General features: G+C 67.8%; 9 protein-coding genes and 1 pseudogene. 2 read left to right on the top strand and 8 right to left on the bottom strand.

Annotation, left to right across the window (positions count from 1 at the left end; translation table 11 throughout):
- Window positions 1-419: 419 nt before the first annotated feature.
- A complete protein-coding gene (locus BLW86_RS40555; RefSeq protein ID WP_143060374.1) occupies window positions 420-1,181 on the bottom strand; it encodes a hypothetical protein in 762 nt (253 codons plus the stop codon).
- Between the two features lie 438 nt (window positions 1,182-1,619).
- Between BLW86_RS40555 and BLW86_RS40550 the strand changes: the two genes are divergently transcribed.
- Entirely contained in the window at window positions 1,620-1,850 is a 231-nt protein-coding gene (locus BLW86_RS40550; RefSeq protein ID WP_093879299.1) for a hypothetical protein, read from the top strand.
- A gap of 8 nt (window positions 1,851-1,858) precedes the next feature.
- On the opposite strand, the pseudogene BLW86_RS40545 reads toward BLW86_RS40550, so the two are convergent.
- The 6 genes and pseudogenes from BLW86_RS40545 to BLW86_RS40520 all read right to left on the bottom strand — a co-directional run.
- A pseudogene (locus BLW86_RS40545) lies at window positions 1,859-2,113 on the bottom strand (IS110 family transposase); the annotation flags it as partial.
- Between the two features lie 138 nt (window positions 2,114-2,251).
- Window positions 2,252-2,626, bottom strand: a complete 375-nt coding sequence (locus BLW86_RS40540; protein ID WP_093879298.1) for a DUF6009 family protein — start codon at window positions 2,624-2,626, stop codon at window positions 2,252-2,254.
- Window positions 2,627-2,816: 190 nt separating this feature from the next.
- Entirely contained in the window at window positions 2,817-4,391 is a 1,575-nt protein-coding gene (locus tag BLW86_RS40535) for a DNA primase family protein (RefSeq protein WP_093879297.1), read from the bottom strand.
- Window positions 4,388-5,380 (bottom strand): bifunctional DNA primase/polymerase, encoded by a 993-nt coding sequence (locus BLW86_RS40530; protein WP_093879344.1) that lies wholly within the window; start codon window positions 5,378-5,380, stop codon window positions 4,388-4,390. Before BLW86_RS40530 ends, BLW86_RS40535 begins: the two co-directional genes overlap by 4 nt.
- Before the next feature lie 706 nt (window positions 5,381-6,086).
- On the bottom strand, window positions 6,087-9,881 hold the full coding sequence (locus BLW86_RS40525; protein ID WP_093879296.1) for a type VII secretion system-associated protein: 3,795 nt from the start codon (window positions 9,879-9,881) through the stop codon (window positions 6,087-6,089).
- Window positions 9,878-10,285: a hypothetical protein gene (locus tag BLW86_RS40520; protein ID WP_093879295.1), complete on the bottom strand. Its 408-nt coding sequence runs from the start codon at window positions 10,283-10,285 to the stop codon at window positions 9,878-9,880. Before BLW86_RS40520 ends, BLW86_RS40525 begins: the two co-directional genes overlap by 4 nt.
- Before the next feature lie 563 nt (window positions 10,286-10,848).
- Between BLW86_RS40520 and BLW86_RS40515 the strand changes: the two genes are divergently transcribed.
- The gene (locus tag BLW86_RS40515; protein WP_093879294.1) at window positions 10,849-12,444 is read left to right on the top strand and encodes an ISL3 family transposase; all 1,596 of its coding nucleotides are present in this window, start codon (window positions 10,849-10,851) and stop codon (window positions 12,442-12,444) included.
- Window positions 12,445-12,453: 9 nt separating this feature from the next.
- Here the strand turns inward: BLW86_RS40515 and BLW86_RS40510 are convergent, their stop codons facing one another.
- Window positions 12,454-12,777: a hypothetical protein gene (locus BLW86_RS40510; RefSeq protein WP_143060373.1), complete on the bottom strand. Its 324-nt coding sequence runs from the start codon at window positions 12,775-12,777 to the stop codon at window positions 12,454-12,456.
- Between the last annotated feature and the right edge of the window lie 101 nt (window positions 12,778-12,878).

The raw sequence follows: 12,878 nt of genomic DNA, 5'->3' as shown, positions 1-12,878 counted from the left end.
AGCCCGGACAGCTCCTGCTCGCGCTCGTCGGCAGGGTCAGCCGTCGACAGTCATGCGGTGTACGCCGAAGGGCCGGGCAAGACCACCGTCGTCCACTCCGCCTCTCCCGCAGAGCGGCCCCGGACCAGACAATGGGGCCGTCCGCGGCCCTGGTGACGTCTGGTGACGTACAGAGCGTGAATGCCTCGGGCAATTCCGCCGAACCCAGGCAGGGCATCGCCGTCGGTAAAAGATCAAAGGCTGCAAGCGCCACGTGATCACCGACGCCCTCGGGCTGGCCCTGACCGTTCTGGCCCCCGTCGCCTCCGTGGCGCGCAGTGCCGCGGTAGCAGTCTCGGCCTTGCCCAGGGCGAACTCGGTCTGGGTGACGGTGATAACGCCGCGCAGCTGATCGAGCTCGATGCAGCTCCGGCGCCGTTTCACGCGCGGGTGCGGACCGTTTTCACTGACAGGCCGGTTTCGGCGGCGATCGCGGCCCAGGTCAGGCCCTGGGCTCGCAGTGCACGGATGGATTGCGCGTCGATGCCGGGGGCCGGCCGGTTCAGCCGCCGGGCCTGGCGGTGGGTGCGCCGCTCGTCTTCGGGGATGCGGCGCAGGATCGTCCTGCAGTCCACGCCGAGCTCGCGGGCGATGGCCGATGCGGAGCGTCCGGCCCGGTAGCGGGCGAGGATCTCCTCGTCCGGGACTGGCAGCGTCATCCGGTTGCTTGTTGTCCTGGGCTTCGGGGGGCGGGGTGGCGGGGTCGGGGTTTTCCTGGCCGGGCGGCCGCGCCAGTCGGTGTCGGGGATGCGTGCCCGGATGGTGTGGGGGGATACACCGAACTCGCGGGCGAGTGCGTAGGAGCTCTCCCCGGCGCGGTAGCGGCGGCGGATCTCCTCGTCCGCAAGTGTCCGCCGGCGTCGGGTCCGAGGGTGTGGGGTCCGGCTGTGGGGGCGGATCAGGTCGTCGGGGATCCGGCGGCGGATCGTGGAGGGGTGGACCTGGTAGAGCTGTCCGAGTTCGGTGATGGTGGCGCCCTGCACGTACTGGGTGATGATCTCGTCCTGGGGCAATAGCTCACCTTGCTGCTGGACGGCGAGCCGTGCCGCTTCCTGCCGGGAGCGGCGCTGGGACGGGTCGAGTCGTGCGGTCACCGCTTGGATCGAGATCCCGAGCGTGGCCGCGACACGCTGCTGCGGCATCCCGGAACGGTAAAGGCGTACGACTTGGGCACGCAGGGCCTTATCGTACGGTTGCTCGGCTCGGTTCTGGTGGCGCTGCCGTGCGGCGGCCGCCGCGTCGCGCCGTTCCTGAGGGGGTACGTGCCGCTGGACGGTGGTCTTGGACACCCCCAGTTCCCTGGCCACCACGGCGATACTGGCGCCCTCGCGGTACCGGCGCCGGATCAACGCCGGCAGCGCCTTCGAATCCCTCGTCACTTCCCTGCACCTCCCCCGGGCCAACGACAGAGCCCTGGCGGGGGATGCGCCGATGTTGGGGAGGGATGGCGCAGGACGCGCTGTATAGCGTCGCGGTGCGCTTTTTATTCCAGGCAGACACCTCACGTTGCTGGGCCGTCAAGTCGCGAACCTCTGGCCCGTGTAGCGTGACCTGCCTATTCGAACGGGTGGGGTGGAACGATGGTCGATGTTGTGCGCGTGATGGAGGCGCTGGCCGAGCAGGGCGTCACGGTGCTCTTCAAAGCAGACGCGGAGCGCATGCGTGATGGCGTCAGGCCGTGGACTTTTGTCGCGAACGGTGCACCCTTCCATGAAGACCTGCTTGTACGCACTGATGCGGCCTCGGTGGAGGCCTGCTTGAAGTTCTGTCTGCCTCAGCTGCGTGACCGCGGGCTGGTCATCCCTGAGTGAGCTGCGGCTCAGCCGGCCGATCTATGCAGAGCAGCTTCTGTCGCTTCGGGCGAGGCCGGAAAGACCAGGCTCTCGTCGAAGCGTCGACGGTGCTGAAGACAGTGGCAGAGCTGTCCGATCATGCGGTTGAAGAGGTTGCGCTGGGCGGCCGCGTGCCAGTCACCTTGCTCGCGGCGGCGTCGGTAGTGGGCGTTGGCCCCGGCAGATGCCCGCAGGGAGGCGAAGGCCCAGAGGTAGCCAGCGTAGTTAAGCCGGTCGTTACGGTGTGGAACGTCGTCAGGCCATCGATCGACGGGGCCCTGCTAGCGCGGGCTCCATTTCGGGCATCGCCGTGTCGGTCGGCATGTCGGCCGTCCCCGGCTTCTCAGTCGGCAGGGACTGAAGGGACTGGAGAAACCGATTCAGGCGACCGTTGCCTCGGATCCCAGCTGTGAGCGGGCGGTCTTGCTGCCGACCTGACCCGGTCGGATCGTGCGCGGGTCTACCGCTTCGCCGGGCGCCCCCGCCCGGTACAGGCCGTTGGGCTCGGCGTCTCGGTCGTGGGGCAGCAGATAGAAGACTCGCCGCTTCTGCAGTCCGCTGTCGGGGTCGGCCTCGGCACTGTCGCTGAGCTCGGCGAACCCGATCATGCGGCCGTCACGGTGGTAGCGGGGCTTTCCCCGGCGACGGGGAGTCTTGTCCAGGGCCTGACGTACGTAGTCGAGCTCTTCGGGATCTTCCAGCCATACCACTTTGTCCTCGTGGGTGAGGTCGCCTGCCGTCAGTAGCGAACTCATGGCCTGGATCCCTTCTCAGTCATATCGGCTCGCGAGGAGCCCGATTTCCTCCACGCCGAGCTCGGCGCCGATGTCGTTATACGGCCAGCCGTCATAGGGCCAGGCGCTTGGATGGCTCGGATCATTCCTTGTCCATGGTATGTGTCTCGGTCGTCTTCGTGGAGCACGCGTTCCGGGTTCACCTTGAGGCTTACCCGTCTGCTGCGCGCCGGGACGGCTCGTCCTCTGCCAGGAGAGCGAGCCCGGGGTAGAACTTCTGCCCGTTGGAGCGGAGCATCTCGCTGGGTGAGGCGACGCCCACCTCGGCTCGGATGCGTGTGGCGAATGCGCGGGTGGTGGCGGGGCGCAGTCCTTCGCCGTCCTGGCACCAGGTGCTGTAGGCGCGGTAGAGGGCTCCCTGCTCGACTTTCAGGTCGCGGGGTTCTTCCAGGTCGCTGCCTGTGGTGCAGCACTCGGAGAGGAAGCGTCCGATGTGGTCTTCGGTGGTTGCGTATGCCTGGGTGGCGGTGCGGACCACGCTGGGGCCGGTCAGGGCTGGCTTGGTGGCCAGGTAGGCCTTGGCTCCCTGGATCATCCAGTGGAGGATGCCGGGGCCTTCGTCGCGTACGAGGATCTCGGCGAGGTTGTCGATCTTGCGGTGATCGGGCACGACGCGTTCGAAGGGGATGAGGCGGATCCGGCGCCAGAAGGCGTGTCCGCCGGTGCCGACCTCGGGGCGGTGGTTGCCCAGCAGCCACAGTTTGTGTGTGGGCTCGAAGCTGAAGAAGTCCTGACGCATGCGCCGGGCTTTGAGGCGGTCACCGCCGGTGAGGAGTTTGACGCGGGCCTCGTCGAACTTGTCGTGGGGCTTCAGCTCGCTACAGACGAACAGCCGGCGGCCGTGGAGCTCGGTCAGCTCTGTGGAGTGCTCGTTGAACTTCCCGCGTTCCATGAGGAAGCCGGGCGGTGCGACGTCTGCGTAGTCGCCGAGGATCTTGATGACGACGTCGAGGAGAGCCGACTTGCCGTTGGCGCCGACTCCGTAGAGGAAGGGCAGGACCTGGCCGCCGACGTCGCCGGTGATGGAGTAGCCGAGCAGGAGATGCAGGAAGTTGATCATCTCCTTGCCCCGATCGTCCTCGCCGAAGGTCTGGTCGAGAAAGCTGTGGAACCGGGGCGTGGGGATGGCTTCGGGCGCGAGGTAGGTGGCCCGTGAGTGCAGGTCCCGGGTGGGGTCGGGTTTGTGGAGTTCGCCGGTGCGCAGGTCCACGACGCCGGCCGGGGTGCACAGGGCGTACTTGTCGCCGTCGAGGCTGTCGGGGTCGAGGGCGAGCTCAGGGGAGGCTTTGGCCTGCGTCAGCATGGCCTTCACACCGGAGGTGGACATGGCTCGCTTGCGGTGCTGGGCGAGTTCCCGGTCGGTGAAGATGCCGCGGGGGTCGGTGGTGGGGAGTTCCTCGGCCATGTCCCCCGCGGCCCAGATGGCGGCCTTTTCTCCGCCGGTGCGCTTCCACCGGTACTCGTCCCAGACGTACCAGCCGAGCCCTTCCACGTGGCGGAAGCGGTCGTGGTAGAGGTGGGCAAAGAGCTTGGCGTTGCCACGGTCGCTGAGGTTGGCCAGCACCCCGGACTGAACGAAGTCTGAGGGGTCCAAGGGGCCCGCTGCGCCGGTCTTCTGCCGGGGAGGAAGTCGCCTGGGGGATTCAGCCGCGGGCTCATTGCCGAACGCGGCGAGCTGTTCGGCCGCCGCTCGGGCGTTGAACCCGGTGCTTCCGGCGCTGCTCATGTGCGTTCCTCGGGTCGGATGGGGCGGGCGCTGCCGGCGCGCATGCCGGTCTCGATGATGTGGGCGTTCCTGCGGGGCTGATGGGGCCGGGCTCGTGTGGCGGTTTCGAGGAGCAGTTGCCGGGTCTCGGCGTCGGCGAGATGTCCACCCTGGACGAGTCCGCCGGCGGTGAAGGCTGCTCGATTGAGCTTCTCGCTGAAGGCTGCCCCTTCTGGGATGGCGCCGCAGGCCTGTACTTCCTTGAGGAGCGTTGCGAGGACGTGTGGACCGCCTCCGGGTCGAGGGGGTGTCGCGGTGGGGCTCGTAGCTGGCGGTGGACCCGCGTGGTGTCCGGTGCGGGTGAGCTCTGCAACGAGCCACAGCGGCAGCGGGGCGGGGCTCCTGGGTCCGGGCAGAGCTTCGTAGGTGCCGGCTGTCGTGCGGGTACCGGGCGCGACGATGTATCCGTTGGCGGCGCGGATGTCGACCTGCCAGGCAAGGGCGGTCCGGTTGCCGGACCCGCTGGAAGATTTGAATGCGGGCCCGTTTCGGGGGACGCGGTACCAGATGTGCATGCCGCCGGAAGGTGTCTGTACGCGCAGGGTTGAGGTGTCTGTGCAGGGGTTGGGCCTGCGCCGGTAAGCAGCTAGCAAGGCAAGGGTGTCGAATCCATTGCTGAGTCCGGTCAGGTCGACAGCGTCGTGGACAGGGATTCCGGGCAGAAGACGCGATCGCTCGGGCAAGCGAGTGGTGTGGGCGTCTACATCGATGACGACCAGACGTGAGGGTCCGCAAGCGACACCGATACCAAAGTTGGGCTGAGCGGTCCACCAGTGCTGGACCGTGGCCAGGTCGGTGGTGGCGGCGTGAAACCCGTGGCACCAGCCGTGTCGCGCGTGGCAGGGGCAGTGCTGTGCCTGGTGCGTTCCGGGCTTGCACGCTCCGCAGTTGGGGGCGGGTGTCTTGGCCCCGGGAGCCAGGGGGTGCACAGCGAACCCGTGCCGGACCATCCAGGTCGCGACGTCTTCGGGACGGACGGGCACAGGCTCTTCCTTGAGGGCGCAGGGGCTGTTCAAAGGGACTGAAGGGACTGAAGATTCCCTATCCGGGATGCTAGCGCAGCGTCACAGGCGACTCGCGGATAACGTCACCGTTCTTTCAAAACTGGGTCCCTTCGGTCCCTTTGACCTCTGTCCGGTCCCTGGCCCGCAGAGGGGCGCGGCGGGGACGCCTGGCAGCGGGCACCCCTCCCCCAGGCACCCTCCCGCCCTGAGGGGCTGGTGTAGCACTGACACCTTCGGTCCCTGTGCCTTCGGTCACTGCATAAACCCGCAGGTCAGGGGCTCGGGGCAGTCTAGCCAGGGACTGAAGGGACTCAAATCTCTAGTTATGAGCTACACACGCTTCAAGTACTTCTATACGGCCGCGCATACACGCACGCACGTAAAGACTGGAAACATCGAACTTGAGTCCCTTCAGTCCCTGAAAGCTTGCAGAGAAGCTTCTGACCTGCGGTTTCTCAGAGGGACTGAAACTGTAGGGACTGAACCGACCCAGGGGCTGAGAGTGCAAGCCACCCCATCCACTCGAAGAAAGCCATGGCTAGACACCGTCGCCCAACCAGGGACGCACCACAGTCCGTCAGTCCCTCCCGAGCTACTCGCCGCGATCAGACCGGGCAGCCTTGATGCTCGAAGTGACCAGCTGCCACGTGCTTCAGCCGTAGGCCAACAGTGCAGAGGCCGCGATCTGCAGCGGATGCGGGCCCTCGTTGTTGATCACTACGTAGGTGGAGGAAGGGATCTGCTTGAGGAGGTCGCTCATCGTCCCCTCGGACAACCGGCCCCCTTCGACGAAGTCCAGTCCCCCGCTGGCCGAGGCGTACGCGCGCGAACTGTAGACGAAGACGACGGAACGGCCGTCATACGCCTGAGCGACTACGAGGCGGCGTCTCTCGTCACCTCCCGTGACATACCAGACGCGGCTTCTGCGCAAAGTGGCCGTCAGCTGCCCCAGGACCGGCTCACCGGCGGCGTGCAGGGCACACAGCTGGGCGACCTCGTCCTCGGGAGGGGCGGAGGGCGGGGAAGCGAGAGGAGAAGGGGAAAAGGGTGTTGGCGAAGACGGTGGGGCGGTGGGATGGGCTGTCTTGGCGGGTGCGGGAAAGGGCGTGGTCTCGTCGGATCTGTTGAGACGGTAGGCGCCTGGGCTGCCCGGGTTGATGTGGATCACGGCCTGCTGCGGGAGGGCCGAGAGGAGTTCCGCGCCGGACATCCTGGTGGTCGCGACGCCTTCGGACATGTGAATCGGTGCGGTGAAAATGGCTGTCTCGCGGGGTTTTCTCCGGAACATCTTCCTGGAAAGGGCCGGGCCGGCCACCGCGACCGTCGCGGACTCGAGTGCCTGCACCACTGCCTCCTGGGATCCATAGCCGGTGCTGGCCAGCTGGGCGGCCTCGTCCACGGCATCCGTAGCCGGTGGGAAGCACAATGCGACAGGCGTGGGGCGATAGCGTTCGTTGGCCATGTAGTCGGTGATCTCACCGTCGGCGTCGATGCGGAACGCGCCTCGGATACCGTGCCCGGGCACCTCGCCCTGAGGGTCGAAGGCGGGGTCGACCGCGTACAGATACCCTCCTGGCATCCGTCGCGCAGCGGCCCTCATCTCCTCGGTGACCGGCGGGATCTCGGCCTTGACCTCATCAGCCGTTCGTATACCCGGCATGGACGGTTCTTCCTGCCGGGTGTCTAGGTGGTATCGGGCGCGGACCTCCTGAGCCCGTGCGTCCTCCCTCGATCTGCGCAGGGCCAGCGACAGGTTGTGCGCGGTGGCCTTGATGTCGTCCACCGTTTCCTCGAGGCCCCGATCCTGGTCCTCCTTGAGGGCCAGTGCCTCTTCGAGAAGGCTCACTGCGTGTGCCGCGTCACCGAACTCGCCGTGCCATGCACCGAGGTTGGCCAGCGCGCTCGCCAGTTCCCCTGCTGCCCGCGGCTCGCCGTGCAGACTGCGGAGTATGTCGACGGCCTCCTCCAACTCGCGGCGCGCGGCCTCGGCGGAACCGGTCTCGGCGAACGTCGCTCCGGACTGGCCGAGCGCGGCCGCCAAGTCCAGGACGGCATCGGGGTCCAGCGCGGCAAGACCCCGCTGCACGTTCACCGCTTCCTCCACATGGGGGACGGCCTGGTCCGCCCGTCCGAGATCGCAAAGGACAGCTCCGTACGAACGCAGTGTCCTCACGAGGCCGTACCGGGTGCCTGGCCGGTCGTCGACTGCGAGATGCCGCCGGTAGGCGGAGAGCGCTTCGGCGAGATGCGGTGCCGCCTGCTGCGGGCGCCCCACCGCCCGCAGCTTCATGCCGTAGTCGGCCATGGCCGCGGTCAGCTCCAGGTCGTGGCGGCCGGGGTCGCTCTCTGCGGCGTCGTGGTACAGCTGCAGCGCCTCACCGGAGCAGTTAGCGGCGGCAGCGGTCTGTCCGACGTCGAACAGCCGCTGGGAGTGCTGGTTCAAGACTGCCGCACGTTGGGCGGTGTTCAGAGGGTCCGGAGAAGACAGCGTCGCCCACGCGCTCTCGGCCGCCGCGGTGCTGAGCACGAGTGCGGCATCGTTCTGGCCGGCTGTGGCCAGATTGCCGCTCGCCCGGGACATTCGTAAGGCGATGTGTCCGCTGGCCGCTGCCTCCCCGGACTCGCACATCCGGCGCACCAGTGCCACTGCTTCCTCCGCGGCACGGGAGGCGCCCTGGACGTCGTCGATCCGCCGCAGGTCGCGGGCGTACTGGGCGAGTCTCGCCAGCCGGTCACTCGTCTGCCAGGGCCCCGTGCCCAGCCATGCCAGCCGCTCCGAGTGGAGGAGTTTGCCGGAGATCGCGAGGCAAATCCTCGTCCGGCTGTTGCCGGCCGGGGCGGAACCGACGAGGAGGTCGAGTGCCTCCAGTTCGGAGAAGGCCAGGCCGGACATGTCAGAGGCCGTGCCCCCTGCTGCGACCGCTGCCAAAATCTGCTGCTCGAACCTTTCAGGGGCTGTGTCCAGCGCGGCCGGTGCGAAGCCGCGAGGGTGTTCGAGGATCAGCGTGCGTACGACGCTGTCGAGGCAGCGGGAGACCTCCGCCAAGGTGGTGGGCTCCTCGTCCGCTGTCGCCAGCGCTCTGATGAGGACGCGTGCGCAGTCCCTGCCTTCGAACCAGTCGTCCGTGGTGCACAGGGCGCGCAACAAATGCTCGGCTTCGCCGTCCGAGCGGCTGTCGGCCGCCAATGTGTGCAGCACCGAGTCGGCCAGGCGGTCCGGCCCGGGTGCCTTCCAGAGCGAGCGGTCGCCGTCCGGGTAGATGACCTGGAGTTCTCTCGCCATCCTGGCGAGATCGTCGTCCGGTGTCGTCTTGTCGACGCGTCGCAGGGTCCGCAGCGCGGACGGTTCGTCTGACGGGGCGTGCAGGCAGACCAGGGCGAGGAGCAGACGCGCGTGTTCGTGGCCGACGGGGAGACCGGCGGCGGTGAGCACGCCCGCCACATAACGCTGTTCGTGTTCGACCAGCCCTGTGATCGGGTGCTCCCGATCGTGCAGCGAAGTGGTCCGGCCTTCCACGGCGTCGAGGACGCGCAGCAACGCAGCGGCGTACAGATGCAGTGTGGTGGGGACGGTGGTGGGGCGGTCGTCGCCGATCCCATGCGCCGAGCTTGCCGCCACGCTCATGCCGGCCTGCTTCGCGGCCTGCAGGAATCCGCCGGTCGCGTCGCGCCACAGCGCGTCCAGTTCGGTGACCCCCATCCCCTCCGTGAGGGGTGGCAGCCGTGCAACTTGTCGTTCGATCCAGTGATGGCGGTGGCTGCCGACGGACAGTTCTTCCCACCACTCTCCGGTGTCCCGGGCGAGCAGGAGCAGCTTGACGGGCGGTACCTCGTGCACGGCGGGAAGTTCTGTGATGGTGTGAAGCAGTTCCTCGATCCGCGACCGGTGTACTTCTGCGGAGTCGATCACGAGAAGGGCCCGTCCCGACAAGCGGGGCAGCGCGGCGACGGCGGCGAGTTGCCGGTCCCAGCGGCGGGCCGCCCGGGAAAGTGAGCTGACCATCGACGCTGCGCCAGCGGTGTGCGGGGCGGAGGCGCGCTCGAGGTCGAGGATGCCAGCCGTCCAGCCCAGGTCCCTGAGCTGGGCGCAGACTTGGCGCGCCAGGGTGGTCTTCCCCTGGCCGGAGGGGGCACAGACGAGCCGTGCCACGGTGTCCCGGCCCTCGCGGGCCCACTCCACGAGGTCCGCTTCCTCGGGCCGGCTCACCAAGGGGTGCAGTGCGGTCTCGGGGGCCAGCCAGGTCCATGGCCGTGACGCCGAGGCGATAGGTTCAGGGCCGAAGAGCAAGCGTTCGGCATCGGCGCGGGAGCCGGGCGCGGCGGGTTCTGCCTGGCCGCCGTCGGCGTAGTAGATGACAATGTTCCCGTCACCGGTCACCACGACGGAATCGATGATGTGCTCGGCGGCGACCCAGCGACCACCTGCAGGCGAGGACTCAGGGGTCACCTGTTGATCCGGTTGTTGTCGCCGGTGACGATGGCACTGTTGGACATCTGCTCAACGCTCACGGCGCGCTCGCCGGTCGCCGCGACGCGGGCGCCCGACTGGGCGAGCAGCGTCGCGAGCTCGGCGGCCAGCTCGGGCTCGCCTTCGAGAATGCGGCGCAACTGGCCGCGCAGGGCCGCCTGAGAATCCGCGTCCTGAGGGTCTTCTGCCACGTCCCGGACAGCGGATTCGAGTTCCGCCCGGCGCCGGTTACGGCGCGTGAACCGCTGCAGGATCTCCCGCCCGAGCGACACAGTGGCGTCCGCTGCCTGGTCTCTGGCGCGGGTGAGTACGGCGGTCCCATAGGTACTGATCGCGGTGACGACGTAGGGCGTGATCTCCGCTGCGGTCAGGCTGGCATCCATAAGCGATCCCCCGCTCCACTCGAACGACGCGGTCCCAAAGGGGCCACGCAGGTCCTCGCCATTCCACGGTAATGCCGGCTCCTATAGGAAGCCACTCCCCCAGCGCGTCACCGTGGCCGCAGCCCTGGGTGAACGCGCCCGTTTTGGTTATGGCCGGGGCGCTGCCAGGGGGCGTCTGCCGAGCGTGATGCGAGCTAACGCAGTAGCAGCCGGACCCTTGTCGTAGTGGATGGTGATGCCGCGCCCCTGTTTGCGGCGATGGGAAGCGGGGGTGCGCTCCGTGCAGTCCAACTTCCCCACCGCCGAGCACGTCATCCGGCGCCGGTGCCACGGCTGTCAGATGGTCTGGCCCAAGCAGTTGACGGAGGTGATGCGGAGCCACTACGGCGACGCATGAGGGTGCCGTGCCAATACTGCGCCACGTGGCTTCGTCGGTGTAACGCGGCTCTGGTCCACTTCTTGTGGTCGCGTACACAGCGTGACGATTGGTCGTCGTTCGACGGCCGGTGACATCGCCCGAAAATCGATCTGCCAGAGGGTGATGGCGTCGACAGTTCTGCGCCGTGAACAACGTGCGGCCGCAGCTGGAAGAGCTGCTGTTCGGGGCGGTGGAGAACATGTCGGTGGAGTCGGTCGACGTGACTGACGCTGTCGTAAGAGTGGAGGCCCGGTCCACGGCCGGGTGGGCGGCCTGTCCGGGCTGCGGGTGCTGGTCGAGTCGAATACACGGCTCCTACCTGCGCTTTCCCCGAGATCTACCCACGTCGGGCAAGCTCGTCGTCATGTCGTTGCGGGTGCGCCGGTTCGTCTGCGCCGAGAGCTCCTGCCCGCGTAAGACGTTTGCCGAGCAGGTGCCCGGCCTCACCCGTCGATTCGCTCGCCGGACGGAACGGCTGCGATCGACGCTCGTCTCGATCGGTCTCGCGCTCGCGGGACGCGCCGGCGCCCAAATGACGGACGTTTTCGGGATACGAGTCGGCCGGAACACCCTGCTGAGGCTGATCACCTCACTGCCGGATCCGCCCACCGCCACGCCCCGCGTGCTCGGCGTCGACGAATACGCTCAGCGCAAGGGCCGGATCTACGGAACCGTCCTCGTCGACGTCGAGACACGCCGGCCGGTTGACCTCCTGCCGGACCGGGAGGCGGACACCCTCGCGGCCTGGCTGTCCGAACGGCCCGAAATCGACATCATTTGCCGGCACCGCGCCCTCTTCTACGCCGAGGGCGCCACCCGCGGCGCCCCTCAAGCGCTCCAGGTCGCCGACCGATGGCACCTCTGGTACAACCTCGGCGAAGCCGCCGAGAAGTGCGTCTATCGGCACCGCGCCTGCCTGCGGCCTGCACCTGAGTCACCGCAGGAGCCGTACCAGGCGCCGGAGTCGCCCACGGCCTCGCCGTGGCCCACGGGCCACCGGTTCGCCGAAGGCACCCGCGCCAAGCACGCCACCGTCCACGCCCTGCTGGCCGCCGGTCACAGCAAGCGGTCCATCGCCCGGCAGCTCGGCATGGGCCTCAACACCGTTCTCCGATTCTCCCGCGCCACCGAGCCGGAGCGACTGTTCACCGGTCAGTGGCAAAGCCGACCCACCAAGCTGGACGTGTACAAGCCCTACCTCGACCAGCGATGGCAGGAGGGCTGCACCAACGCCTGGAAACTGTGGGAGGAGATCAAGGCACAGGGCTACCCCGACGGCTACGGCAACGTCCGCGCCTACGTCAGCAGGAACCTACGCGGCAAGCCCCAACCGGTCGGCCTCCGACCGCCATCCGCTCGCGCCGTCACCCGCTGGATCCTCACCCACCCCGACGCCCTGGCCGAGAACGACCGGCTCCAGCTCAAGGCCGTGCTGGCCAACTATCCCGAACTCGACGCACTCGCCAAGCACGTGCGCTCCTTCGCACACATGCTGACCCAGCTGCAAGGCCACCGACTGCCGGCCTGGATCGAAGCGGCAGCCGCGGCCGACCTGCCCAGCCTCCAGCGATTCGCCCGGCACCTGGAGCGCGACCTCGACGCCGTCACCGCCGGACTCTCACAGCCGTGGAACTCCGGGGTCGTCGAAGGCCATGTCAACCGGATCAAGATGCTCAAGCGCCAGATGTTCGGCCGAGCAGGCTTCGAACTCCTCCGCAAGCGCGTTCTGCTCTACTCCTGAGCTTGCCGTTCAGCCTTCGGCGTCCGGAGAAGGTGAGTCGCTTTCGGCGGCGAGAGTGACCTGGGCGGTCCATGACCAAGGTTCCTTGGGCGGATCCCAGCTCACCTCGACGTCGGTGTCGTGGAAGTCGCGCGCGAGTTCCGTCACCATCACCGCCGCCGCAGCCCGCGCGTCTTGCGGGTCGGTGTTGATCGGGACGTCCAGCCGTCCGCAGAGATTTCCGCTTTCGGTGAGGACGCTGGTGCGCCAGCCTTCCGGCGTCGCAAACAGGAAGATCCCCTGCGGAATGCCCCAGGCGGGCCCCTTCTTCTTCTCCTTCTTGCGTCTCACCATGCCGCCCATCCAACATCGTCGAGTTCATGGTGACGAGTCTGGGTGGAGGATCAACCGCCGCGGCACGGTTTGGTGCTGGCCTTGCACGGCAAGCCGAACCT

It is taken from the genome of Streptomyces sp. TLI_105, from assembly GCF_900105415.1.
GTDB lineage: Bacteria > Actinomycetota > Actinomycetes > Streptomycetales > Streptomycetaceae > Streptomyces.
The sequence above is the reverse complement of the archived record's forward strand: the minus strand, read 5'-3'. Positions and strand labels throughout refer to the sequence as shown.

Coding starts and splice junctions, on each gene's coding strand:
- BLW86_RS40510 (WP_143060373.1), bottom strand. CDS start 12,777: ATGGTGAGACGCAAGAAGGAGAAGAAGAAGGGGCCCGCCTGGGGCATT.
- BLW86_RS40520 (WP_093879295.1), bottom strand. CDS start 10,285: ATGGATGCCAGCCTGACCGCAGCGGAGATCACGCCCTACGTCGTCACC.
- BLW86_RS40535 (WP_093879297.1), bottom strand. CDS start 4,391: ATGAGCAGCGCCGGAAGCACCGGGTTCAACGCCCGAGCGGCGGCCGAA.
- BLW86_RS40530 (WP_093879344.1), bottom strand. CDS start 5,380: ATGGTCCGGCACGGGTTCGCTGTGCACCCCCTGGCTCCCGGGGCCAAG.
- BLW86_RS40555 (WP_143060374.1), bottom strand. CDS start 1,181: ATGCCGCAGCAGCGTGTCGCGGCCACGCTCGGGATCTCGATCCAAGCG.
- BLW86_RS40550 (WP_093879299.1), top strand. CDS start 1,620: ATGGTCGATGTTGTGCGCGTGATGGAGGCGCTGGCCGAGCAGGGCGTC.
- BLW86_RS40540 (WP_093879298.1), bottom strand. CDS start 2,626: ATGAGTTCGCTACTGACGGCAGGCGACCTCACCCACGAGGACAAAGTG.